The sequence below is a fragment of the Arthrobacter sp. MP_M4 genome, assembly GCF_035984855.1.
Lineage (GTDB): Bacteria > Actinomycetota > Actinomycetes > Actinomycetales > Micrococcaceae > Arthrobacter.
On record NZ_JAXCHX010000001.1, the window covers coordinates 236,249 to 260,435 of the forward strand.

Genomic DNA, 24,187 nt, shown 5'->3' on the forward strand with positions numbered 1-24,187 from the left:
TCGCCGCCCACTTCTTGGAAGGTCTCTTTCATGTCTGTTCCCTCCGGACGCAAGTTCTCCCTGCTCCCCATGCTTGGCCACACGAAGGGCAAGCGCAGCGCCGTCACCTGTGCGCTGAAATGCGACAACGCCTGCTCCGGCGAAGTATGCAACACCAGCTCGAACAGCTATTTCCGCGATGTCGCCTCCGCCACCATGTCCCGCCGCGCCGCCCTGGGCTTCGGCGCCGCCGGTGCACTCGCCGTCGCGTTGGGCGGATCCCCGGGCTCGGCCGGGACCGCAGTGGCCGACGGCGGCCCGGGCCTGTCCGCGGCAGCCAGGAACGGCTACGGCAAGTCCAGGCTCCGGTTCAGCGCCATCGCACCGGTGGACGCCGCCGTCGACGCCCTCACGGTGCCGGACGGTTTCACCTGGCAGCCCGTGATCCGCTGGGGGGACCCGATCTTCAAGGACTCACCGGACTTCGATCTGGGCAACCAGAGCGCTGCGGCGCAGGCACGGCAGTTTGGCTACAACAACGACTACACCGATATCCTGGAGATTCCGGGCTGCAAGGGCCGCCGCGCGGTGCTGTTCGCCAACCACGAATACACGAACGAAGCCATCATGTTCCCGGCGGCGATGGCTGCCGCGGATGTGCGCGCCATCGGCGCCGCGGCGCACGGGCTCTCCGTGGTGGAGCTGGAACGCAAGAACAAGAACAAACCGTGGACCTACGTTAAGGGCGCCACGCTGAACCGCCGCTACCTGAACACCACCCCGTACGAGCTCACCGGCCCGGTGGCCGGGTCACCGCTGGTCCGCACGACGGCGGATCCATCCGGCCGCACCATCCTGGGCACGCTGGGCAACTGCTCGGGCGGCACCACCCCCTGGGGGACCATCCTTTCCGGCGAGGAGAACTTCAACGGCTACTTCGTCGCGCCCGGCACCTCGGCCGCCGACTTGCGCTACGGGCTCACCAACAAGCCGACGGCCCGTCAGTGGGAACTTGATGACCCGCGCTTTGACACCCGCAATCCCGGCTTCGAAAACGAGGCCAACCGTTTCGGCTGGATTGTCGAAGCGGACCCCTTCGACCCGGCCTCGACGCCGAAGAAGCACTCAGCGATGGGCCGCTTCAAGCACGAAGGCGCCAACGTCATCGTGGCCGAGTCCGGCCACGTGGTCGCGTACATGGGCGACGACGAGCGCTTCGATTACCTCTACAAGTTCGTCTCCAAGGACAAGTACAAAGAGGGTAACCGCAAGCACAATATGACTCTGCTCTCTGCCGGTGACCTGTTCGTCGCCCGGTTCACCGGCGATTCGCCGGCGGCGGACATCGATGGGAAGGGCACCGTTCCGTCCGACGGCAGTTTCGACGGCATGGGTGAGTGGCTGCCCCTCGTGGTGGGCGGCAAGTCGGCAGTGCCCGGGATGTCCGTCGAGGACGTGCTGGTGTACACCCGTCTCGCCGCGGACAAGGTGGGGCCCACCAAGATGGACCGCTGCGAGGACGTCCAGCCCAGCCTGCTGACGGGCAAGGTTTACGTCGCCTGCACCAACAACTCGGACCGCGGCAAGGCCGGGAAGGAAGGCGCCACCGAGGTCAACCCGCGGACCGAAAACCGCGACGGCCACATCGTGGAAATCACCGAGACCGGCGATCAGACGTCCACGGCGTTCACCTGGAACCTGCTGATGGTCTGCGGCGATCCCTCCACCGGTGACGTCACCTACTTCTCCGGGTTCCCGGCGGACCAGGTCTCGCCGATCTCCTGCCCGGACAACCTCGCCTTCGACTCCGTGGGAAACCTTTGGATCTCCACCGACGGTGCGCCCTCCGGCATCGGCAAGGCCGACGGGCTGTTCAAGGTCACCCTCGACGGCGCCGAGCGGGGCCGGGTGGAACAGTTCCTGGCCGTCCCGCGCGAGGCCGAAACCTGCGGACCCATCATCCACGACGAGGAACGCAGCGTGTTCGTCTCCGTCCAGCACCCGGGTGAGGACGGCTCATTTGCGGACCAGCACTCCTTCTTCCCGGACTATGTCCCGGCCGGTTCGACGCCGGCGCGGGGCCAGGTGCGTGCCCCGCGTCCCGCCGTCGTCCAGGTTTTCCGCGGCGACGACTAACAACTTGCGGACGCTCCCTCACGATCCGCAGTTCGACGGCGGGATGTGAGGGAGCGTTTGTTCGCGGCGGCCGGTTCACGTTCCTGACCCGACCGGGGGGGGCGCAGGTGTTTCCGGCCACGAAACAAGTATGGGGTCCGTCCCAGCCTGCGTTGATGCTACTCGTGCGCTGACACGGTTGTGCCCGTATTCTCCGCCTTATCAGGGGGAACCGATGAGGCGGGAGTGTTTGACATGGACATCACCAGGCGAACTCTGTTTGAGGCGGGCGCTGCGGCCGGTGCAGGCTTGTTCTTGGCGCCGGTCATCACAGCCACAGCCTCTGCGGCCGTTCCAGCAGGGGTCACACTTTTCACCGAGCAACTGCCGACGCTGGCGCAAATGGGCGTCATCGATGCTACGGGCGGTGGCAGCGCAACCATCGAAATGGTCAACGCAAGCCATCAATTCCATAGTGCGATGACCGCGACACCGACGTTTGCCTACCGGGGTGGTCCCGTCTCGCAGAACTACCTTGGCCCAGTTATCGTGGCGAAGCAGGGTGTCCCGTTCAACCTGACAATGGTCAATAGTCTCGGCACGCACCCGCTGGCTTCCGCGATCGACTACGGACTCGACGGCGTCGTCGCCGCCGACGCCACCGCCCCACGGGCCTCCATCCACCTGCATGGCGGGAACTCCAGCCCGGGCAATGACGGCGACCCCACCGACACCTTCGTCACTGGCGCATCGAAGACCTACCACTACGGGAACACCCAGGAGGCCGCCGGTCTTTGGTATCACGATCATGCCCTGGGCATCACGAGGCTCAACGTGTTCGCGGGACTTGCCGGCGGCTACCTGGTCCGCAACGGCGATGACCCCGGCGACGGCACCACCGGCCTGCCCCCTGCCCCGTTCGAGGTGCCGCTGGTCATCCAGGATCGTATGTTCAACAGCGACGGCACCTTCCTCTACCCGCCCAATGCCAACCCCGGGACGTCCGGCCAACCCTGGGCACCCGAATTCTTCGGCGACGTCGCCACGGTCAACGGCAAGGCGTGGCCTAACCTTAATGTCGCCCGCGGCAAGTACAGGTTCCGCGTCTACAACGGGTCCAATGCCCGGTTCTACAGTCTCAGTCTCAAGTCCGCCGGCCCCGCCGGCACGTTTTTCCAGATCGGCTCGGATGGTGGCCTGCTCAACGCTCCCGTTCCGCTAAAAACCCTGTTGCTTGGCCCCGGTGAACGGGCCGACATCGTGATCGACTTCGCCGGACTGAAGCCGGGCGCCACGGTCCTTCTCACCAACGACGCCCGTGCGCCGTTCCCGGGCGGGCCGCGCTCAGTGCGGCGAGGAGGTTTGCCCCTTCCTCAAATCATGCAGTTCACGGTGACCAGCGCACCAGGGTGGACAGTACCGCTGCCTGCGACGCTGCGCGCAGTGCCCATCACCCCGCTGGCCCCCGCGGCCCGGCCTGTTGCAGCCATCCGGACCATGACGATGGTTGAGAACCTTAACACGTTTGGTTCCCCGCTCATGGCGTTGCTGAACAACAGGAACTTTGAGGCACCGGGGGCCACCACAACCGTTGCCACGAACACCCTCGAACGGTGGGATCTGGTCAACACCACCGTCGACGCTCACCCGATCCACTTGCACTTCACCCAGTTCCAGGTGCTCAACAGGCAGAAGTTCGACTCTGCGGGATATCTGGCAGCCACTTACGGGCCGCAACCGTTGGCGGCCAACACCGGTTCCTTCCCGCCGCCACCCGTTGCCGCGTTCCTGCGAGGCGGGCCGAAGGCACCCCCCGCCAACGAACGAGGATGGAAGGACACCGTCGTCGCCATGCCGGGGGAGGTCACCCGGATCGTTGTACCGTTCGGAGCGAACGCGGGCGGCTCCGCGACCGCATTCCAGACCTCGTTCACCGGGCCATACGTATGGCACTGCCATATCCTCGAGCACGAGGATAACGACATGATGCAGCGCTACGTCATCGCCTAGGCACCGCCCGCGGCCGGGGGTGTGGCGGAACTGATAATTTGAACAGTGTGAATAATCCGGCCGAAATGGTTGTCCCCAGAGTCCAGGCAGCAATTGCCAGCGCGTTCGGCGAAGATTACCGCGGGACGGATCCGGTGGTCCGGCCCTCGCAGTTCGCGGACATCCAGATCAACGCCGCCATGGCCCTGGCCAAGAAGGTGGGCATGCCGCCGCGGGACGCCGCCACGAGGATTGTTGACGCCCTGGACCTGGACGGGATCTGCACCGCGGCGGAGATCTCCGGCCCCGGCTTCATCAACCTCACCTTCGACGGCACGTGGATCGAAGAGCTGCTCAACGCTGCGTCGCCTGGCGCTCCGGCGGTGCCGGCGGCGCAAGCCCAGCGCGTCGTCGTCGACTATTCCTCCCCGAACGTGGCGAAGGAAATGCACGTCGGCCACCTGCGCACCACCGTGGTGGGGGACAGCCTGGTGAAGGTTTGTGAGGCACTGGGGGACACCGTCATCCGGCAAAACCACATCGGCGACTGGGGCACCCCGTTCGGCATGCTGATCGAGCACTGGCTGGAAATCGGCGAAGAGTCCCCGGAAGCGGCCCTCCTGGTGGAAGACCCCAGCGCCTTCTACCAGGCAGCCCGCGCCAAGTTCGATGCCTCCGCGGCCGAGGACGACGGATTCGCCACCCGCGCCCGGTTGCGGGTGGTGGCGCTGCAGGGCGGCGACGAGGAATCCTTCGCCATCTGGCAGCGGCTCGTGGCCCAATCCAAGCGTTATTTCAACGCCATCTACGCGGTCCTGGGAATCAGCCTCACCGACGACCACATCGCAGGCGAAAGTTCCTACGACGCGCACCTCGCGCAGCTGTGCCAGGAACTCGAGGACCGCGGCCTCGCCCGCGTCAGTGACGGCGCCCTGTGCACGTTTCCGGCCGGCTTCACCGGACGTGACGGCCAGCCGCTGCCCCTGATCATCCGCAAGTCCGACGGCGGCTACGGTTACGGCACCACGGACCTCGCCACCATCCGGTACCGGGTCCGGGACCTCGAAGCCAGCCGTGTCCTGTACGTGGTGGGCGCGCCGCAGAACATGCACCTGCGCATGGTCATGGCCACGGCCCGCGACGCCGGCTGGCTGCCCGACACGGTCGAGGCCGTGCACGTGCAGATCGGCAACGTGCTGGGGGAGGACGGGAAGATCCTCAAATCCCGTTCCGGTGCCCCGGTCAAGCTGATGGCCCTGTTGGAGGAAGCCGTCGACCGTGCCCGCGCCGTTATCGATGCCAGCAGGCCGGAGCTCACCGACGAGGAACGGGCCGTGACCGCCCGGCAGGTGGGCATCGGGGCGGTCAAGTACGCCGACCTCTCCGTCGGGCACGACACGGAATATGTTTTCGACTTCGACCGGATGCTGGCCCTGAGCGGCAACACCGGACCATACGTGCAGTACGCCGCCGCGCGCATCCGCTCGATCCTGCGCAAGGCCGGAACGTTGGCGGGGCACGACGCCGCACGGGCCGCCGGAACTTTCCGCGGCGACGCTGCCGGCGCAGCCGTTGCCGGGGCTGCCCTGACCACCAGCCACGGCGGTGCCCCGGCGACGCCGATCGCCGTCGTCGAACCCGCCGAACGTGCGCTGGCCCTGCACCTGCTGGAGTACGGCGCCACCCTGCACAAAGTACGCGAGGCGCTGGAACCGCACAGGCTGTGCACGTACCTGTTCGAACTCGCCCAGCTGTTCACGACCTTCTACGACCAGTGCCCGGTGCTGAAATCCGGCGAATCGGTCCGTGAGTCGCGGCTTGCGCTGTGCGCCCTGGTCCTCCGCCGGCTCTCCGAGGGGCTGGACCTGCTCGGCATCGAGACGCCGGAGAACATGTGAGTTCCGCTGAGCTCAGCGCCCTGGACGCGGCGCGGATCGCCGTCGCGGCCCTGCTGCTGGAAGGAGTCCGCTACGTGGTGGTGGCGCCCGGTTCGCGCTCCGCGCCCATGGCATACGCCCTGGCCGAGGCCGACGCCGCCGGCCGGGTGGAGCTGCTGGTCCGGATCGATGAGCGCGACGCCGGGTTCACGGCCCTCGGCCTTGCCCTCGCCACCGGCACGCCCGCGGCCGTGCTCACCACGTCCGGCACCGCCGTCGGCAACCTGCTGCCGGCGGTGATGGAGGCCAATCATGCCGCCGTCCCTCTGGTGGTGATCTCGGCCGACCGCCCGGTGGAGCTCCGGGGTACAGGAGCCAACCAGACAACCGTGCAGCTCGACCTTTTCGGTGAGCATGTCCGCTTCGCCGCCGATGTGCCCGCCGGCAGCGATCCGCGGCGCGCCGTCGAGACCGCGCTCAGTGCCGCCACCGGAGCGTTCGAGGACACCCCGCCCGGTCCGGTGCAGCTCAACCTGGCCTTCCGCGATCCTTTGGTTCCCGCCGCGGGCGACGGACTGCCGCCCGAGTCGGGCCGCCGGGTGTACCGGGCGGCCCGCGGCCCGCTGGTCCTCGACTTCCCGCCGGCCGCAGGTTCTTTGCCGGAGCGGCGCACCGTGGTGCTGGCCGGGCACGACGCCGGGCCGGTTGCCGAGGCGTTTGCCCGCGCCCATGGCCTGCCCTTGCTGGCCGAGCCGTCCTCCAACGCGCGGTTCGGGCCGAACGCCGTGGGCCCGTACCGGCTCCTTCTGGAGGCCTTCGGGCCGGATTCCGTGCAGCCGATCGAGCGTGTGGTCCTCTTTGGCCGGCCCACCCTGTCCCGGCCGGTGAGTGCCCTGCTGGCCCGGGCCGATGTCCCGTCCGCTTTGTACCAGCCGGTGCCCGTGGCCTGGTACGAGCCCGGCCGCCGGACCGAACTCCCGCTCGATAACCTGGCCGACCTTGCCGACTTCGCGGGCGTCGGCTCCGCAGCCTGGCTGGACGCCTGGCTGCTGGCCGGGGCCGCCGCCCAGCACGCCGTGGACCAGGTCCTGGCTGCTATCCCCGGGGTGACCGGGCCCGCCGTCGGTGCCCTGGTCTGGGAGCACTCGCGCGGACAGCTGGTGCTGGGCTCTTCCAACGGTATCCGCGACGTCGACCTCGCCGGGGCGCCCGCCCCGGAGCCCGGCAGCACCGTCTTCGCCAACCGCGGCCTCGCCGGGATCGACGGGACTCTCGCCACAGCAACCGGAATCGCCCTCGGCGGCGGTCAGGAGACCACGGTGCTGCTGGGCGACGTCACGTTCCTGCACGACGCCGGCGGGCTGCTGCTCGGTGCCGGCGAAGCGGAGCCCACGTTGCGGATCGTGGTCCTCAACGACGCCGGCGGAGCCATCTTCGGGTTGCTGGAACACGGTGCCGTCGAGGCCGCGGGCCGCTACGGAACCGCCGTCGAGCGCCTCTTCGGCACGCCGCACAGCGTAAACCTTGCGGCACTGGCGGCAGCTTACGGCGTCGCACACCGGTCGGTCAGCACGACGGCGGAGCTCGCCGCGGCGCTGGCGGAGCCGTGGGAGGGCCGCAGCCTCATCGAGGTGCGGACGGAGCGGCGCGGGCTGCGGGACCTGCACGCGCGCATCAAGGCCGCCGTCGGGGCCGCCGTGGCCGGGGTGCTCGCGGCGGAGTAGCGTTTCCGTTGCTTACGTGGGCTCGGTGCTGGCGGGGAAGGCCGCGCTCACGTGCGAGATGAGGGCAGCCCGGGTCCGCGACGTGCCTCCACGCGCCCCGCGACGCCGAACGTACCTCCTGACGCGCCAAATGCCCGGCGCGCCCGTATACCGACCGCGTCAGGATTTTCGCGCCGCGCACAACCGGAAGGGTGTCGCAGGATGAGGGGGCAACCGCGCGCAACCAGCCGGGCAATGCGCGGGGGTACCTGACGATGCGCTATCAGCCCTGCGACGCCGAACGTACCTCCTGACGCGCCAAATGCCCGGCGCGCCCGTATACCGACCGCGTCAGGATTTTCGCGCCGCGCACAACCGGAAGCGTGTCGCAGAACGGAACCGCGTCGCAGAACGGAACCGCGTCGGGTTATCCACATCGCCGCCCCGGGGCATGGTGCGGCCGCCGACGGGCTGGGACCTTCGTTCCATGAACGAGCTGCCAAAGCTGATCCTGGCCCGCGAGCACATCCAGCACGGGCTGACCCCCAAGGAGCTGGCCAGCCGCTGCAACTCGGGTGCGCTGGTCCGAGTGCGCCGCGGCGTCTACGTCGACGGTGGCGTCTGGCGGGCCTTGAAGCCTTGGGAGCAGTACCGGGTCCGGGTCGGTGCCGCCGCGGAGTCCTTTGTTGCTCCGACGGTCTTCGCCCGGCACTCCGCCGCTGCCGTGTGGCGCATCCCGACCATCGGACTGCGGCACCCCGTGCACGCACTGACCCTGCAGAACGACGGCGGCCGCTCGCGGGCGGGAGTGCTCCGGCACTATGCCCCGCAGGCCGGATTAAAGTGCGTCCGGAGGGACGGGCTTCTGGTGACCGGGAGGGTTCGCACAGTGCTGGACCTCGCAGCCTTCTCACCGTTTGTCGAGGCCGTAGTGCCTGTCGACCATGTGCTCAAACCGGATGTTGCCCAGGGTCTGCCGGCTCTCACGAAGGAGCAGCTCTTGGCCGGAGTCGGGGGAAATTACACCGCGGCTGCCGCGAGGCGGATCCGGGTGGCAGTGGAGTTTGCCGATCCGCGGTCCGGGTCTCCCGGCGAGTCATACAGCAGGGCCCTCATGTGGGTGGCCGGGTTTGAGGCGCCGGAACTCCAGCGTGAGATCCGCGATGGTTCAGGGCTCGTCGGCTACACGGACTACTACTGGGACGGCGTGCGGGTGGCGGGGGAGTTCGACGGCGTCGAAAAGTACGTCAAGCCCGAGTATCTGAAGGGCCGGACTGTCTCGCAGGCCGTCGTCGACGAAAAGGACAGGGAGAACAGGATCCGGGCTGTGGGAAACGGCGTGGTCCGCTGGGTCTGGGCCGATCTGATGGCAGCCGGGCAACTCGAAAGGACGCTGACAGCGGCGGGCGTGCCCCGGCGTCGTGCACGTTCTGCGCGGTGATAGCGACGCACAATCGGCCTCATGACGCGCAAAAGCCCTCACGCTGCCGTAATCCGGTAGCGCCAGGGCTTTTGCGCGTCGCCAGGCTAAATAAGCAGCGCCAAGGGGTACCCGGGTGCGCCAAGGCATCCGCGCCTCGCCAACCGAAAGCTGCAGCTACAGCACCCGGCGGAGGAACTCCTTGGTGCGGGGATGCTGCGGATTGGCCAGGACCTGCTGGGGATCACCGGATTCCACCACGACACCGCCGTCCATGAACGTCAGGCGGTCGCCCACCTCGCGGGCGAAGCCGATCTCGTGGGTCACCACAATCATGGTCATGCCCGACTTGGCGAGGTCCTTCATGACGTTCAGAACATCGCCCACCAGCTCGGGATCCAGCGCAGACGTGGGTTCGTCGAAGAGCATAAGTTCCGGATCCATGGCCAAAGCACGAGCGATCGCCACCCGCTGCTGCTGCCCGCCGGAAAGCTGCGACGGGTAGTGGCCGGCGTGATCCGAGAGCCCCACCCGGTCCAGCAGTTCCATGGCCCGCTTCCGGGCAGCGTCCCGGGACTGGCCCTTGACCTGCACCGGCGCTTCCATAACGTTATAGAGGGCCGTCTTGTGCGGGAAGAGGTTGAAGCGCTGGAACACCATGCCGATCTCGCGGCGCTGGGCAGCGATTTGCCTGGTTTTGAGGTCGTGGAGCCGGCCGTTGACGTCGCGGTAGCCGATCAGCTTCCCACCGACGGAGATACGGCCGGCACTGATGGTCTCCAGCAGGTTCACGCACCTGAGCATGGTGGACTTACCGGACCCCGACGGGCCAATGACCACGGACACCTCGCCCCGGTTCACCTCGAGATCAATGCCGCGCAGCACATGGTGCTGGCCATAAAACTTATGGAGGCCCTCGATCCGCACCTGCGGTGTCGCAGTGGTCGTCGTCATTTTGCCTCCTCCACGGGGTAGTCCTTCTTCATCGTCGGATCGGCCGCGCCACCCGGCGCACCGGCTCCGGCGGCTTTGGCTGCCGCCGGGTTGATTGCGGCCGGAGCAAGGTTGTCCACGCCCTTGCCGTAGTAAGCCTCGATGTAGTGCTGGCCCACCATCAACAAGCTGGTGATCACGAGATACCAGATTGCCGCGACGATCAGCAGCGGTACGGGCAGATAGGTCCGGTTAGCCAGGGTGTTCGTGGCAAACGTCAGGTCCAGGGTGAAGGGCACGGCCAGGACCAATGAGGTGGTCTTCAGCATGCCGATGGTTTCGTTGCCGGTGGGCGGCACGATCACCCGCATGGCCTGTGGCAGGATGATCCGCCACATGATCTTGGTCTTGCCCATGCCGAGGGCCTCGGCAGCTTCCTCCTGGCCGCGGTCCACTGACTTGAGGCCGGCCCGAAAAATCTCCGCCAGGTAAGCGGACTCATTCAGGCCCAGGCCCAAAATGGCTGCAGCTGTGGTGGTGACCACGGTGCTGGTGTCCACGGCGAACCACTCGGGACCGAACGGGATGCCGGCGGTGATCTTGGGATACAGGACCGAGATCAGGCCCCAGAAAACCAGCTGCGTGTACACCGGAGTTCCGCGGAAGAACCAGACCCAGGCCCAGCTGGACCAGCGGAACACCGGATTTTCCGACTGGCGCATGAACGCCAGGAGGATGGCAAGGACGATGGCCAAGACCATGGCGGCCACCGTCAGCAGCAGCGTCCAGCCGACGCCCTGCACCACCTTCGTGTCGAGGATGTACGTCCCCACGATGTCCCAGCGGAAGTTGGGGTTGGTAACCAGGCTCTGGAGGAACAGGGCGAGCACACCGAGGATGATGACGGCGCTGATCCAGCGGCCCGGATGCCGCACCGGCACCGGATCATTAAGCACTACCGGGGCTTCCGGTCTTTCCTGCTGGCTGTCCATCTGTTTACCTGAGGGGTGGCTGGTGGCGGGAAAACTCAAGAGCCGACCGCCGGGTTGACCTCGGACTTGGTGAGGGCGCCGTCGGCGTTGCCCCAGCCTTCCAGGATCTTCTTGTACGAGCCGTTCTCCATGAGCTTGGCGACGGTCTTCTGGACGAGCTCGGCCAGGGCAAGGTCGGACTTGGCCACGGCAATCCCCTGCGGTGCGGAATCGTAGACGTCGCCGATTTTCTCGATCTGGCCGTTGGTCTGGGTGATGGCGTAGCCAATGATGGGCGAATCGGCGGCCATCGCATCGACGCTGCCGTTGACCAGGCGTGTGGTGATGTCCGTCTGGTTCTTGAGCGTCACGACGTTGATGGGCTGCTTGCCGTCCGCGACGCACTTCTTGCTGCGGTCCGACAGGTCCGGATCTTCCTGGACGGTGCCGGTCTGTACGCCCACGGACTTGCCGCAGAGCTCATCCAGCGAGATCTTCTTCGGGTTGCCCTTCTGCACCGCCCAGGCGGTGCCGGCGTTGAAGTAGCTGACCATGTTGACCGCGCCGAGTCGCTCCGGGTTGATCGTGAACGAGGAGATACCGAGATCGTACTTCGGGCCCAGGGCCGGCAGGATGCCGGTGAATTCCGACGTCTGCACCTGGACTTTCAGACCGAGGGTGGCGCCGATTGCCTTGGCGATGTCGACGTCGTAGCCCACGGGGGTCTGGCCGTCGGTGCCCAGGAATTCCGCAGGCGCGTAAGAGGTATCCGAGCCAACGGTCAGGGTGCCTTTGGTCTTGATGGCTTCGGGGACCATGGCTGCCAGGGCGTCGTCCTTCTGGACGGTGCTCGGATCGAAGCTGGCCGCGGCACTGCCGGACACGGAGGGCGCGGCAGGGGTTGCAGTTTCGGAGGCGTTGGTGCAGGCGGTGAGCGCCAGGGCGCCAACGGCAAATACGGTGGCTGCCTTGAGTGTGGAGGTGCTCAGGAGCGAACGGGAGATCTGCATTTTCATACCTTTTGTAGCAGGAGGGATGCGTTGGGCTAAGTCGGTTTATAGTGTATCGCCGAACGAGAGATGTACATCACAGAAAACTAAGTTTTACTATGAGATAACAAATCCGGGCACACTGACAAGACTTTCACATGCTCCCGTGTCTGAAATCCCGGATTCCCCGGACCGGCAGTCCAGAGCCTAGCTCTCGATGCCGAGGGACTCCAGCATGGGCCGGAACTTTGCCCATGTCTCGGCCAGCTCCACTTCCGGCACGGAGCCCTCCACGACGCCGCAGCCGGCGTAGAGGCGTACGGTCTGCGCAGACTCGATGACGGCCCCGCGCAGCGCTATGCCCCATTCCCCGTTGCCGGCCGCATCAAGCCAGCCGACCGGTCCGGCATAGGGGCCGCGGTCCAGGTGCTCCAGCTTGCGGATCAGGGCGCCCGCCACCGTAGTCGGGGTGCCGCAGACCGCCGCCGTTGGGTGCAGGGCATTGATCAGGGCCAGGCTGGTGGGCACGTGACCTTCAACCTCCGTGAGCTCGGCCTTCACATCGGAGGCAAGATGCCAGACATTCGGCAGTTCAAGAATGAACGGCTCGCTGTGCGCGTTCATGGCCTCGGAGAAGGGCGCCAGCTGGGTGGTGAGGGACTGGATGGCGATGTCATGTTCATGCCGCTGCTTCTCGGATCCGGCCAACACCCGCTCGGCAAACTCCAGCGGGGAGCCGTCCAGGCCGTCGGCGTCACGGCGGTCGAGGGTCCCGGCCAGGACCCGGGCCTGGGCGGTGCGGCCCTCCACCTGGATCAGCATCTCGGGGGTGGCGCCCACGAGTCCGTCGACGCCGTAGGTCCAGCATTCCCGGTACCGGACGGCGAGCTGGCGGAGGATCTCGGCGGCATTCACCCCGGCAGGGACGGTGGCAACAATGTCCCGGGCCAGCACCAGCTTCTCAAGCGCCCCGGTGCGGATTTCCGCTACGCCGGCGGCCACGGCGGCCATCCAGTCCGCCTCACTCAGCGACCCGGTGGCCAGTGTCGCTTCCCGCGGCGCGGCCTCGGCGTCAATTTCCGTCCCGGAGGGAACGACGCCGGGTGTCCCCAGCCAGCGGTCCAGCGCGGCGCGGGCGCCCGCCTCGGTGAGGCCGCCGTCGTCGAACGTTAACTGGGTCAGCCACGCCTTGCCGTCCCGTAGTCCAACGACGATTTCGGGCACCACCAGCCTTGAGGCGTGCGCGGAGGCCTTGGAGAAGGCGAACGAGCCGAAAGCGACGGGGCCGGTGCCGGGCCACTCCACGCTGTCCTGGATCTCGGCCTCCAGGACCAGGTGGCGCCACCAGATGTCGGCCTCAAGGAACCGGTCAGGACCCGTGGCGGTGAAGCGGGCCACCTCACCGAAGCCAACCAGCCCGGCTTCGCGTCGGGTCCAGTAGAGGAGATCGTCCCGGACCAGAAGCGACGGCAGCCCCCCGGGGAATGCACCAGCGTCGAGGGGGACTGTCAAGGTTCGGAACGTGCTCGTCATAGTGAGACAACACTACTCCCGCGCCCGCGGAGGCCCTGATCAAGGCGTGGTTCGGAGGTGTGCCGAACATTTGAGACAATGACAGGGTGAACCGAGCATCCTTGGATAAGCGTCCGGACGAAGTAGCCACGATGTTTGACGACGTCGCCCCCAAATACGACGTCGTCAACGACGTCCTGTCGATGGGGCAGACGCGCCGTTGGCGCAAAATTGTGGTTGAAGCCATGGGCGTGAAAGCGGGCCAGCGGGTGCTGGACCTCGCCGCAGGCACCGGCACTTCCAGCGAGCCGTATGCCGACGCCGGCATTGACGTCATCGCCTGCGACTTCTCGCTCGGCATGCTCAAGGTGGGCAAGCGCCGCCGCCCCGACATCGATTTCATCGCCGGTGACGCGACGCGTCTGCCCTTCGCGGACAACACCTTCGATGCCAGCACCATCTCCTTTGGCCTGCGCAACGTCAACGAGCCGAAGAAGGCTCTGGATGAGATGCTGCGGGTTACAAAGCCCGGCGGCAAGCTTGTCATCGCTGAGTTTTCCCAGCCCGTCGTGCCGCTGTGGCGCACCATGTACACCGAATACCTGATGCGCGCGTTGCCTGCGATCGCTGTCAAGGTCTCTTCCAACCCGGATGCCTACGTCTACCTCGCCGAGTCCATCCGCGCCTGGCCGGACCAGGACCACCTCGCCGCTTGGCTGCAGGAAGCCGGCTGGGAGAGCGTCACCTACCGCAATCTCAGCGGCGGCATTGTCGCGGTGCACCGCGCCGTCAAGCCCGGCGGCGGGCCCGGCCCCGAAAACGGTCCGGCAGCGGCCGCCGCCGCCCTCGCCGCGCACACCGGACCCGTAGCGAAGCTGCGCCGCAACACCCGGCCCGGGCGTTAGTTTGCCGCGGCCGTGAAAGTACTGATCGTCGGAGCCGGTCCGGCCGGGTCCACCGCCGCCTACTACCTGGCGCAGGCGGGCCTTGACGTCACGGTGCTGGAAAAAACCAGCTTCCCGCGCGAAAAAGTCTGCGGCGACGGGCTCACCCCCCGCGCCGTCCGCGAGATCCAGAAACTGGGCCTGCCGCACCCCGAGGCCGACGGCTGGCGCCGGAACAAGGGGCTGCGCCTGCTGGCAGGCGGCCGCAGCATCGAACTTCCCTGGCCCGAGGTCTCCGACTTCCCGCAGTACGGGCTGATCCGGACCCGGCTGGGCTTCGACGAAGAACTGGCCCGGCATGCCCAGTCCGCCGGCGCGCTCGTGCTGGAACACCACAGTGTTACCGGGGCGCTGCGCTCGGACGACGGCCGGGTCACCGGGGTCCGCGCCGCCCTGCTGGACGACGCCGGCCGCAAAACCGGCGAAACCCGCGACTTTCCCGCCGACGTCGTCCTGGCCGCGGACGGAAATTCCAGCCGCACCGCGGTCTCGCTGGGACTTCGTAAGCGCGACGACCGTCCGCTCGGCGTGGCCGTCCGCACCTACTTCACGAGCCCGCGCACCAACGACGACTGGATGGAAGGCTGGCTGGAGCTCCCCGGCCGCGACGGCAAGCTGCTGCCCGGTTACGGCTGGGTGTTCGGCGTCGGCGACGGAACCTCCAACGTGGGCCTGGGCATCCTGAACTCCTCCAAGGAATTCGGCAAGCTGGACTACAAGCAGGTCCTGCGCGAGTGGACGGCCGGCATGCCTGCGGACTGGGGATTCACGCCGGAAAACCAGGTGGGCGAGATCCGCGGAGCCGCGCTGCCCATGGGCTTCAACCGCACCCCGCACTACTCCCCGGGGCTGTTGCTGCTTGGCGACGCCGGCGGCATGGTTTCCCCGTTCAATGGCGAGGGCATCTCCTACGCAATGGAGTCCGCCCGGTTCGCGGCCGAGTTCATCGTTGACGCCGCCGCCCGCTCCGTTTCCTCCGGCGGAACGTACGACGCCGACGCGCATCTGGCGCGGTACGCGGACTACATCCGGGACCAGTGGGGTTCGCACTTCACGCTGGGCCGGGCCTTCGCTGCCCTGATCGGCAAGCCGGCCGTCATGAAGCTGGCACTCCGGACGGGCATGCCCATTCCCGTCCTCATGCGGTTTGTGGTGCGGTTACTGGCCAACCTGACGGATCCCGCGGCCAAGGGGTTCGAGGACCGCGTCATCCGGGTTCTCGAATCGCTGGTTCCGGCCACATTCAACCAGGGCCGGTCCGACTCGTTTACCTCCAGCGCCAACTCCGCGGATTCCGCAACAAAAGTTAGGGTTAACCCGTGACCAACTCTGCAGACCAAAGCTGGACGCACGCCGGACACGGCCTGCCGAGCTCTGAGCCCAGCCTCAACACCACCGCCATTGCCACCGGTTTGCAGCTGCCGGCCGGATTTGCCGCCATCGCGGGGGACCCCGACCTTGGTCCCGAGATCACCACCAACCTGGCCCGCGTCGAGAAAAAGCTCCGCGAAGCCATTGCCAACTCGGATCCGCTGGCTGACGCTACTTCGCGCCACCTCGTTGAAGCCGGCGGCAAGCGCATCCGTCCGCTCCTGACACTGCTCTGCGCCCACCTGGGTGACGCCTCCCGGCCGGCGGTGGTTCAGGCCGCCGTCGTGGTGGAACTGACCCACCTGGCGACGCTCTACCACGACGACGTGATGGATTCCGCGCCGTTCCGCCGCGGGGCCCCAACGGCGCACGAGGTCTGGGGCAACTCCGTTGCGGTGTTGACCGGTGACCTGATCTTCGCCCGGGCGTCCATCCTGGTCTCGGAACTCGGCTCCAGGGCCCTCGGCATCCAGGCCCGCACCTTTGAGCGGCTCTGCCTGGGCCAGCTGCACGAAACTGTTGGCCCCCGCCCGGACGAGGACCCTGTAGAGCACTACCTCTCGGTCATCGCCGACAAGACGGGCTCACTGGTGGCCGCCTCCGGCCAGCTGGGTGCGATCTTCTCCGGCGCCGATGAGACCTACGAGGCCTTGCTGGTCGAGTACGGCGAGAAGGTGGGCGTGGCTTTCCAGCTGGCCGACGACGTCATTGACGTCACAGGTGTCAAGGTCAAGTCCGGCAAGTCCCCGGGCACCGACCTGCGCGAAGGAGTGCCGACACTGCCGGTGCTGCTGCTGCGCAAGAAGGCCGAGGGGGGCGACCAGTCCGCCGTCGAACTCCTTCAGCTGATCGACGGCGACCTCAGCTCCGATGAAGCCCTCGCCGCCGCCGTCGCCGGTCTCCGGGAGCACCCGGTGACCGCGGAATCCTGGGTAGTCGCGCGGGCCTGGGCCGATGAGGCCATTGCCGCACTCGCGCCGCTGCCCGAAGGTGTTGTGAAGAGCTCGCTGACCCACTTCGCGCAGGCCGTGGTGGACCGCGCCAGCTGAGCGTGGTGAGCGGGGACGAGGTCCCGCCTTCGGCGGTGCATCTGCGCCGCACGCCTTGTGTGCCTTGGGCGGTTCTCCCGATGCAGCGGAATGGCCCCGGTTTCCCACAACGTTCCGCGTCAGTCGTTGTGTCGAACCGGGGCCATTTCTCCGTTCGCATCAGATCCACCGGAGGCATTCAGTGAACCCATAAATGAGACTATGACAGAAATGTCACACTGTCCAGACCTCTTGTAAATCACGTGTCACATGATTCTGACGATGTCCAGGCGGAGTCTCCCCGCCGGTGGCCGGGCTGACCGACACGCTGCGGCAGGCCTTGCGGTGTCGGCCCCCGGTGGATCCCCGGTGTCGGCCCCGGTGTCGGCCCCCGGTGGATGCGGCGGTCATGGTGGAAAGCGCCTTGCGGCAAGGACGTACGACCCTGGAGCGACGGCTGCCCGGAAACCGGAACGGTGCCGCATAGGTCCTCCGGGGCCGGGTCATCCGCTGAGCCGAAGCCTAGTCCTCGTCGTCGTCGGTGAACGCCCATTCGAACATGTCGAAGACGAACTCCGAGAACGTTCCTTCTTCACTCTTCCACTGGCCGCGGGCATTATTGCGGCGGTACACAATGGGGTCCGGGACGCTGAGGTCGCCCACGCGGAAGCCCCAGGTGAACTGTTCCTCCTCGTCCTCAAGGAACATCAGGAAGCCTTCATCGTCGACTTCGAGTTCCTCGGGGTCCCAGAAGTAGTGGTACGCCTCCATGATGTCCTCGCAGCCGCCGACCGCGAGGTAGAACTCCCGCAGCACCAGCGGAACCTGGAACTGGTGCTCGTCGAGTGCCGAGTCGAGTTCGTCAGGGGCCAGGCCATCCTCTTCCTGCCATTCGTCTTCGAGATACTTCGGAACAAGCGCGCGGAATTTCTCGAGGAACATGTCAGTCATGGTTCTCATCCTAGCTAATTCCTGGTGCCGCCATCCGCCGCCCCCAGGCCGAGCCGGTGCCAGCCGCGGACCGCCAGCGGGACGTGCCATTGCCGCCGCCATGCGGTGACGCGGAAGGCGAAGACGATGGCCGCTACGGCACCGGCGGTTACCGCGTTGAAGGTGCCGGTGATGGTCAGGCCCACGGTCAGCGCGGCCCCCGCAAACGCCGGCAGCGCATAGAGATCCTTCGGGTCGAACAGCTGCGGCACCTCATTGGCGGTAATGTCCCGCAGCAGGCCGCCACCCACCGCTGTCGTGACCCCGAGCAACAGCGCCGCCACGGGATTCATCCCGGCGCCCAGAGCCTTGAGGGTGCCGGTGATGCAAAAGAGCGCCAGCCCGCCGGCGTCGAACAGGATGAGCAGCGAGGTGTAGCGCTGGAAGCTGGAGAACAGGAAGTACACCAGCACCGTGGCGAGCAGCGGCGGCGCCAGATAGGCAGGGTTGGTGAAGGCTGCGGGCGGGCCGGCGTTGATGATGATATCGCGGATCACGCCGCCGCCCAGGCTCACCACCGAGGCCAGCAGCAGGGAGCCGATGATGTCGAACTGCTTCCGCGCCGCGAGCAGCGACCCGGACACCGCGAAGAAGAACACACCGGCGAGGTCCAGCCACACCAGGACGGCGCTGAAGGAAAAAGTCATGGAGGGTCCCGGTCCAGTCTCGTGGGGGCGGATGGGGCGGCTCCAAGGTTACGCTAACGGCTATGAATAGCCCCATCCTGATTGCCTGCGCCCATGGCACCTCCAGCACCCAGGGCGCCGCTGAAGTCAATGCCCTCCGGGACGGGATCGCCGCGCTCCGGCCGGGATTGGAGGTCCGCGAAGCCTACGTCGACGTCCAGGAGCCCGAGCTGCCCGACGTCGTCACGGGCCTGCCCGCGGGGGAGACCGCCGTCGTCGTGCCGCTGCTCCTCAGCGTCGGCTACCACGTCAGGGTGGACATCGCCCGGGCCGTTAAGAGCCGGCCAGACACCCGCGCCGCCGCGCCGCTGGGGCCCGACCCGCGGCTGGCGGCACTTCTGGACGTCCGGCTGCGGGAGGCCGGGGTCACCGACAACGACGCCGTGGTCCTCGCCGCTGCCGGGTCCTCCGATCCCACCGCCGCGCAGAACGTGGAGGAACTCGCAGACCAGCTCCGCGCTCTGCGTTCGAACCGCATTGTGGCCGCGTACGGTGCGTCCGCAACGCCGTCAGTGCCCGACGCTGTCGCCATGCTCCGCGAGGAGGCCGCCGGCGGCGCCGGCGCGGGGGAGTCCGCCGGGGCAGTGGATCTAGGCGGCCGGGTGGTGATCGCCGCCTATCTGCTGGCCCCGGGATTCTTCCACGACCAGCTCGGCAGGGCCGGTGCGGACCTTGTCACGGCGGCCCTGCTGCCATCCCCGGTGCTGGCCGAGATTGCGCTGGAACGCTACGATGCAGCCCTCGCCGTCGGCGGTTCATGACGATTTGTTGCCCAAGGTGACCCCGCGTTTCTGACCCGTTGGAACGGCATCAGGCCCCGCCCTACAGTCGATCCATGACTGATACAGCTCTAGCCGGAGCGTCCCGGGACCAGGTTGGTCCGGGCCGCGTCCACCGCCCCGCCCGCCCCGCCGCAAAGCCGCACGGGCAGTGGAAGGTGGACGGCACCGCGCCGCTGAACGCCAATGAAACCTGGAAGCAGGAGGACAACGGCCTCAATGTCCGCGAGCGTATCGAGTCCGTCTACGCCAAGCACGGCTTCGATTCGATTGACGGCACGGACCTGCACGGCCGCTTCCGCTGGTGGGGCCTCTATACCCAGCGCAAGCCCGGGATCGACGGCGGCAAGACCGCCACGCTGGAACCGCACGAGCTGGAGGACAAGTACTTCATGCTGCGGGTACGGATCGACGGCGGCGCCCTCACCACCGAACAGCTGCGCGTCATCGGGCAGATCTCCGTCGACTTCGCCCGCGACTCGGCCGACCTCACCGACCGGCAGAACATCCAGCTGCACTGGATCCGGGTTGAGGACGTCCCGGAAATCTGGCGCCGCCTCGAATCGGTGGACCTGTCCACCACCGAAGCCTGCGGTGACGTGCCCCGCGTCATCCTCGGCTCCCCGGTCGCCGGGATCGCCAAGGACGAGATCATCGACCCGACACCGCTGATCCATGAGCTCGCCGCACGGTTCATCGGCGACCCGGAACTGGCCAATCTGCCGCGCAAGTTCAAGACCGCCATCACCGGCCACCCCAGCCAGGACGTGGTCCACGAGATCAACGACGTCGCCCTGGTGGGCCTGGTCCACCCCGGGCTCGGCATCGGCTACGACCTCTGGGTGGGCGGCGCGCTGTCCACCAACCCGATGCTTGGCAAGCGCCTCGGCGCTTTCGTCCGTCCGGACCAGGCCGCCGACGTCTGGCTCGGCGTCACGAGCATCTTCCGCGACTACGGCTACCGGCGCATGCGCACCAAGGCCCGGCTGAAGTTCCTGCTGGCCGACTGGGGGACGGAAAAGTTCCGCCAGGTCCTCGAGGACGAATACCTCGGCTACAAACTCGACGACGGCCCGGCCGCCCCCAAGCCCTCCACACCGGGGGACCACGTCGGCGTGCACGAACAAAAGGACGGCAGGTTCTTCATCGGCGCCACCCCGCTGGCCGGCCGGCTCTCCGGCGGCCAGCTCGTGAAGCTCGCCGAAGCACTCGAGGCACGCGGCTCCCAGCGGCTGCGCACCACCCCGCACCAAAAACTCGTCGTCCTCGACGTGCCCCGGGACCAGGTGGAGCCCCTAGTGGCCGAACTTGACGCCCTCGGCCTCTCCGCCCGGCCGTCCGTGTTCCGCCGCGGCACCATCGCCTGCACCGGCATCGAATACTGCAAGCTTGCCATCGTCGAAACCAAGCTCACCGCCGCCACCGCGGTTGCCGAACTGGAACGCCGCCTCGCCGACCTCGTCGAATCGCAGCAGCTCCCGCAGGCACTCTCCCTGCACATCAACGGCTGCCCCAACTCCTGCGCCCGGATCCAGACCGCGGACATCGGACTCAAGGGCATGATGCTCCCCACGCCCGACGGCGACCCCGCCCCGGGTTTCCAGGTGCACCTCGGCGGCGGGCTGGCGTCCGACAGCCGGGAGGAAGCAGGCCTCGGACGGACCGTCCGCGGGCTCAAGGTCACAGCCGATGACCTTCCGGACTACGTGGAGCGCGTGGTCCGGAAGTTCGTGGCCGACCACACCGACGGCCAGACCTTCGCCGAGTGGGCTTTCGCCGCCGAAGAGGACGATCTGCAGTGAGCGCCGTCCTCCGCACCCACGACGAGCTCACCGCCCTCGCCGGGTCCGGCGCCGCCGAGCTTGGCTGGGACGCCCCGGCCGGCGAGGTCATCGCCTGGGTGGCGCGCAACTTCGAGCTGCCCGCCGTCGCCGTCGCCTGCTCCATGGCCGACGCCGTCCTCCCGGCGCTGGTCGCGGACCAGCTCCCCGGCGTCGACGTGCTTTTCCTGGAGACCGGCTACCACTTCCCGGAAACCCACGCGACCCGCGACGAGGTCGCGGCGAGCCTGCGCGTCAACGTCGTCGACGTCCTGCCGGAGGCCACGGTGGAACAGCAGGACCGGCTCCTCGGCAAGGACCTCTTCGCCCGCGATCCCGCCACGTGCTGCGCGCTGCGCAAGGTTGCCCCGCTGCGCCGGAGCCTGGCCGGTTACGAACTGTGGTTCACCGGGGTACGCCGCGACGAGGCGCCCACCCGCACCAATACCCCGCTGGTGGCCTGGGACGAAACCAACGGCCTGGTCAAGGTCAATCCCGTCGCTGCCTGGAGCTTCGACCAACTGGTCCAGTACTCCGGGGACAACCTCCTCCCCGTCAACCCGCTGCTTTCCCAGGGCTACCCGTCCATTGGCTGCCAGCCCTGCACCCGCAAAGTAGCGCCGGGCGATGACCCCCGCGCCGGACGCTGGGCAGGAACCGACAAGACAGAATGCGGGCTACACGTATGAGCGCACAAATAATCGAGGACCGGGCAATCGGCGTCGCAGCACCGGGCCGCCTCTCTTGCCTGGACACCCTTGAGTCCGAGGCGATCCATATTATCCGCGAGGTCGTTGCCGAGTTTGAGAGGCCTGCGTTGCTGTTCTCCGGGGGCAAGGATTCCGTGGTGATGCTGCACCTGGCCACGAAGGCGTTCTGGCCGGGTAAAGTGCCGTTCCCGGTGCTGCACGTGGACACCGGGCACAACTTCCCCGAGGTCCTCGAGTTCCGGGACCGGACCGTGGAGCGGCTGGGCCTGAAGCTCGTCGTCGGCAGTGTCCAGGAGTTCATCGACTCCGGCGAGCTGGCGGAGCGCGGCGACGGCACCCGCAACCCGCTGCAGACCGTCCCGCTGCTGGATGCGATCCAGCGCAACAAGTTCGACGCCGTTTTCGGCGGCGGGCGCCGGGACGAGGACAAGGCCCGGGCCAAGGAGCGCATCCTGAGCCTGCGCGACGAATTTGGCCAGTGGGATCCGCGCAACCAGCGCCCCGAACTGTGGAACCTCTACAACGGCCGTCACACCGTCGGCCAGCACGTCCGCGCCTTTCCGATCAGCAACTGGACCGAACTGGACATCTGGCGCTACATCGAACGCGAAAACATCGCCCTCCCTGGCCTGTACTACGCCCACGACCGCGAAGTCTTCGCCCGGGACGGCATGTGGCGCGCGGTCGGCGACGTCTCCCAACCCCGCGAGAGCGAGGAGGTCATCACCAAGACCGTCCGCTACCGGACCGTCGGCGACATGTCCTGCACCGGCGCCGTCGAATCCGCCGCGGCGACCGTGCGCGACGTCGTAATCGAAGTTGCCGCCTCCACCATCACCGAACGTGGCGCCACCCGGGCGGATGACCGCATCTCCGAGGCCGCCATGGAAGACCGCAAGAAGGACGGCTATTTCTAATGAGCACCACCGCAACTGTGCCTGACGCCGCTGCCGCCAGCCTCGGGCTGGACTCCGCCTCACTGTTCAGGTTCGCCACGGCCGGCTCGGTCGACGACGGCAAGTCCACCCTGGTGGGCCGGCTCCTGCACGACTCGAAGGCGATCCTCGCCGACCAGCTCGACGCCGTCGCCCGCACCTCCGCGGACCGCGGCTTCGGCGGGGCCGGCGCCATTGGCACACAGGCGATTGACCTCGCGCTGCTCACCGACGGCCTGCGCGCAGAGCGTGAACAAGGCATCACCATCGACGTCGCCTACCGTTACTTCGCCACAGACCGGCGCAGCTTCATCCTCGCGGATTGCCCCGGGCACGTGCAGTACACCAAGAACACCGTCACCGGCGCGTCCACTGCGGATGCTGTCGTCGTGCTGATCGATGCCCGCAAGGGAGTCCTGGAGCAGACCCGCCGGCACCTGTCGGTGCTGCAGCTGCTGCGGGTGGCCCACGTGGTGGTCGCCGTGAACAAAATCGACCTTGTGGACTTCAGTGAGGCCGTGTTCCGGGAGATCGAGGCGCACGTGCAGCAGGTGGGCCGGGAGCTCGGGCTCGGCCGGAAAGATCCAGCTGCCGGCGTGGGTACCGATTTGCTGGTCATTCCCGTCTCCGCGCTGGACGGCGACAACGTCGTGGACCGCTCCTCCCGTATGCCCTGGTACGCCGGCCCGGCCCTGCTGGAGGTCCTTGAGACGCTGCCCGCCGCCGACGAACTGGAAAGCCACCTGGAAAGCTTCCGCTTCCCGGTGCAGCTGGTTATCCGGCCGCAGGGTGCGCTGGCGCCCGACGCCGTCGCCGGTGGACTGGACGCGGAGACTTACCGCGACTACCGCGCCTACGCCGGCCAGATCACCGAGGGTTCCGTAACGGTGGGGGACAAGGTCAGCGTGCTGACCCCCGGGCAGGCTCCGCGCAGCACCACTGTGACCGGGATCGACTTCGCCGGGCGCAAGCTGACCGAGGCCACGGCCCCGCAGTCCGTCGCGCTGAGGCTCGCGGACGAGTTCGACGTCGCCCGCGGTGACACGATCGCGGCGGCCGGGCCCGACGGCGGTGCCGTACCGGAGTCGACGGCTGACCTCTACGCAGCACTCTGCTGGCTCTCGCCGAAGCCGCTGCGGGAAGGGATGAAGGTCCTCGTGAAGCACGGCACCCGCACCGTCCAGGCGCTGGTGCGCAATGTGACGCGGAAACTGGACCTGACCACGTTCCAGCTGGAAGGTGCGTCGGCGCTGGCGCTCAACGACATCGGCCACGCCCAGCTGCGGCTCGCAACAGCCCTGCCACTGGAAAACTACCTGCACCACCGCCGCGCCGGGGCGTTCCTGGTGATCGACCCGCAGGACGGCAACACGCTGGCTGCAGGCCTCGTCAGGGATCACCCCGGCGACCGCGAGGATGAGCGCTACGCCATTTGA

The 24,187-nt window shown here is 67.5% G+C and carries 19 protein-coding genes; 13 read left to right on the top strand and 6 right to left on the bottom strand.

The genetic code is table 11. The features are described 5' to 3' along the window. Positions 1-30 precede the first annotated feature (30 nt). The 5 genes from RCH15_RS01175 (at position 31) to RCH15_RS01195 (ending at position 9,104) form a co-directional block, all read left to right on the top strand. On the top strand, positions 31-2,115 hold the full coding sequence (locus tag RCH15_RS01175; protein ID WP_326957213.1) for a PhoX family protein: 2,085 nt from the start codon (positions 31-33) through the stop codon (positions 2,113-2,115). 234 nt (positions 2,116-2,349) lie between these two features. Continuing rightward, a complete protein-coding gene (locus RCH15_RS01180) occupies positions 2,350-4,104 on the top strand; it encodes a multicopper oxidase family protein (RefSeq protein ID WP_326957215.1) in 1,755 nt (584 codons plus the stop codon). 65 nt (positions 4,105-4,169) lie between these two features. After that, positions 4,170-5,981, top strand: a complete 1,812-nt coding sequence (argS, locus tag RCH15_RS01185) for an arginine--tRNA ligase (protein ID WP_326957216.1) — start codon at positions 4,170-4,172, stop codon at positions 5,979-5,981. Next, positions 5,978-7,684 carry a 2-succinyl-5-enolpyruvyl-6-hydroxy-3-cyclohexene-1-carboxylic-acid synthase gene (gene menD / locus RCH15_RS01190; protein WP_326957218.1) on the top strand — a complete coding sequence of 569 codons (1,707 nt, stop codon included), beginning with the start codon at positions 5,978-5,980 and terminating at the stop codon, positions 7,682-7,684. Before argS ends, menD begins: the two co-directional genes overlap by 4 nt. A gap of 466 nt (positions 7,685-8,150) precedes the next feature. Then, positions 8,151-9,104 carry a hypothetical protein gene (locus RCH15_RS01195; RefSeq protein WP_326957220.1) on the top strand — a complete coding sequence of 318 codons (954 nt, stop codon included), beginning with the start codon at positions 8,151-8,153 and terminating at the stop codon, positions 9,102-9,104. Between the two features lie 156 nt (positions 9,105-9,260). On the opposite strand, the gene RCH15_RS01200 is transcribed toward RCH15_RS01195, so the two are convergent. The 4 genes from RCH15_RS01200 to RCH15_RS01215 form a co-directional block, all read right to left on the bottom strand. Continuing rightward, positions 9,261-10,037 (bottom strand): amino acid ABC transporter ATP-binding protein, encoded by a 777-nt coding sequence (locus tag RCH15_RS01200; RefSeq protein ID WP_326957222.1) that lies wholly within the window; start codon positions 10,035-10,037, stop codon positions 9,261-9,263. Continuing rightward, complete coding sequence (locus RCH15_RS01205) at positions 10,034-11,008, bottom strand: amino acid ABC transporter permease (RefSeq protein ID WP_326957224.1); 975 nt, start codon at positions 11,006-11,008, stop codon at positions 10,034-10,036. Before RCH15_RS01205 ends, RCH15_RS01200 begins: the two co-directional genes overlap by 4 nt. Positions 11,009-11,043: 35 nt before the next feature. Further along, entirely contained in the window at positions 11,044-11,997 is a 954-nt protein-coding gene (locus tag RCH15_RS01210; RefSeq protein WP_326957226.1) for an ABC transporter substrate-binding protein, read from the bottom strand. A gap of 186 nt (positions 11,998-12,183) precedes the next feature. Further along, positions 12,184-13,509 (bottom strand): isochorismate synthase, encoded by a 1,326-nt coding sequence (locus tag RCH15_RS01215; RefSeq protein ID WP_326957227.1) that lies wholly within the window; start codon positions 13,507-13,509, stop codon positions 12,184-12,186. 86 nt (positions 13,510-13,595) lie between these two features. Here RCH15_RS01215 and RCH15_RS01220 point away from each other — a divergent pair, with 86 nt between their 5' ends. The 3 genes from RCH15_RS01220 to RCH15_RS01230 are packed head-to-tail and all read left to right on the top strand — an operon-like array spanning position 13,596 to position 16,852. Then, positions 13,596-14,393 carry a demethylmenaquinone methyltransferase gene (locus tag RCH15_RS01220; protein ID WP_326957229.1) on the top strand — a complete coding sequence of 266 codons (798 nt, stop codon included), beginning with the start codon at positions 13,596-13,598 and terminating at the stop codon, positions 14,391-14,393. Between the two features lie 12 nt (positions 14,394-14,405). Then, complete coding sequence (locus tag RCH15_RS01225) at positions 14,406-15,755, top strand: geranylgeranyl reductase family protein (protein ID WP_326957230.1); 1,350 nt, start codon at positions 14,406-14,408, stop codon at positions 15,753-15,755. Continuing rightward, positions 15,752-16,852 (top strand): polyprenyl synthetase family protein, encoded by a 1,101-nt coding sequence (locus RCH15_RS01230; protein ID WP_326957232.1) that lies wholly within the window; start codon positions 15,752-15,754, stop codon positions 16,850-16,852. Before RCH15_RS01225 ends, RCH15_RS01230 begins: the two co-directional genes overlap by 4 nt. A gap of 501 nt (positions 16,853-17,353) precedes the next feature. Here RCH15_RS01230 and RCH15_RS01235 read toward each other — a convergent pair. Beyond that, positions 17,354-17,782 carry a hypothetical protein gene (locus RCH15_RS01235; protein WP_326957234.1) on the bottom strand — a complete coding sequence of 143 codons (429 nt, stop codon included), beginning with the start codon at positions 17,780-17,782 and terminating at the stop codon, positions 17,354-17,356. A 14-nt stretch (positions 17,783-17,796) separates the two neighbouring features. Beyond that, a complete protein-coding gene (locus RCH15_RS01240) occupies positions 17,797-18,468 on the bottom strand; it encodes a trimeric intracellular cation channel family protein (protein ID WP_326957238.1) in 672 nt (223 codons plus the stop codon). Positions 18,469-18,530: 62 nt separating this feature from the next. On the opposite strand from RCH15_RS01240, the gene RCH15_RS01245 reads away from it, so the two are divergent. From RCH15_RS01245 to RCH15_RS01265, 5 genes are all read left to right on the top strand, one after another. Beyond that, the gene (locus tag RCH15_RS01245) at positions 18,531-19,268 is read left to right on the top strand and encodes a sirohydrochlorin chelatase (RefSeq protein WP_326957240.1); all 738 of its coding nucleotides are present in this window, start codon (positions 18,531-18,533) and stop codon (positions 19,266-19,268) included. Positions 19,269-19,342: 74 nt separating this feature from the next. Beyond that, positions 19,343-21,088 (top strand): nitrite/sulfite reductase, encoded by a 1,746-nt coding sequence (locus tag RCH15_RS01250; RefSeq protein ID WP_326957241.1) that lies wholly within the window; start codon positions 19,343-19,345, stop codon positions 21,086-21,088. Then, positions 21,085-21,795 carry a phosphoadenylyl-sulfate reductase gene (locus RCH15_RS01255; RefSeq protein ID WP_326957243.1) on the top strand — a complete coding sequence of 237 codons (711 nt, stop codon included), beginning with the start codon at positions 21,085-21,087 and terminating at the stop codon, positions 21,793-21,795. The genes RCH15_RS01250 and RCH15_RS01255 overlap by 4 nt, the downstream gene beginning before the upstream one ends. After that, positions 21,792-22,733, top strand: coding sequence for a sulfate adenylyltransferase subunit CysD (gene cysD, locus RCH15_RS01260; protein ID WP_326957245.1), 942 nt, complete (start codon positions 21,792-21,794; stop codon positions 22,731-22,733). Before RCH15_RS01255 ends, cysD begins: the two co-directional genes overlap by 4 nt. Next, positions 22,733-24,187, top strand: coding sequence for a sulfate adenylyltransferase subunit 1 (locus RCH15_RS01265; protein WP_326957246.1), 1,455 nt, complete (start codon positions 22,733-22,735; stop codon positions 24,185-24,187). Before cysD ends, RCH15_RS01265 begins: the two co-directional genes overlap by 1 nt.

Coding starts and splice junctions, on each gene's coding strand:
- RCH15_RS01175 (WP_326957213.1), top strand. CDS start 31: ATGTCTGTTCCCTCCGGACGCAAGTTCTCCCTGCTCCCCATGCTTGGC.
- RCH15_RS01180 (WP_326957215.1), top strand. CDS start 2,350: ATGGACATCACCAGGCGAACTCTGTTTGAGGCGGGCGCTGCGGCCGGT.
- argS (WP_326957216.1), top strand. CDS start 4,170: ATGGTTGTCCCCAGAGTCCAGGCAGCAATTGCCAGCGCGTTCGGCGAA.
- RCH15_RS01195 (WP_326957220.1), top strand. CDS start 8,151: ATGAACGAGCTGCCAAAGCTGATCCTGGCCCGCGAGCACATCCAGCAC.
- RCH15_RS01200 (WP_326957222.1), bottom strand. CDS start 10,037: ATGACGACGACCACTGCGACACCGCAGGTGCGGATCGAGGGCCTCCAT.
- RCH15_RS01205 (WP_326957224.1), bottom strand. CDS start 11,008: ATGGACAGCCAGCAGGAAAGACCGGAAGCCCCGGTAGTGCTTAATGAT.
- RCH15_RS01210 (WP_326957226.1), bottom strand. CDS start 11,997: ATGCAGATCTCCCGTTCGCTCCTGAGCACCTCCACACTCAAGGCAGCC.
- RCH15_RS01215 (WP_326957227.1), bottom strand. CDS start 13,509: ATGACGAGCACGTTCCGAACCTTGACAGTCCCCCTCGACGCTGGTGCA.
- RCH15_RS01235 (WP_326957234.1), bottom strand. CDS start 17,782: ATGACTGACATGTTCCTCGAGAAATTCCGCGCGCTTGTTCCGAAGTAT.
- RCH15_RS01240 (WP_326957238.1), bottom strand. CDS start 18,468: ATGACTTTTTCCTTCAGCGCCGTCCTGGTGTGGCTGGACCTCGCCGGT.
- RCH15_RS01245 (WP_326957240.1), top strand. CDS start 18,531: ATGAATAGCCCCATCCTGATTGCCTGCGCCCATGGCACCTCCAGCACC.
- RCH15_RS01250 (WP_326957241.1), top strand. CDS start 19,343: ATGACTGATACAGCTCTAGCCGGAGCGTCCCGGGACCAGGTTGGTCCG.
- cysD (WP_326957245.1), top strand. CDS start 21,792: ATGAGCGCACAAATAATCGAGGACCGGGCAATCGGCGTCGCAGCACCG.
- RCH15_RS01265 (WP_326957246.1), top strand. CDS start 22,733: ATGAGCACCACCGCAACTGTGCCTGACGCCGCTGCCGCCAGCCTCGGG.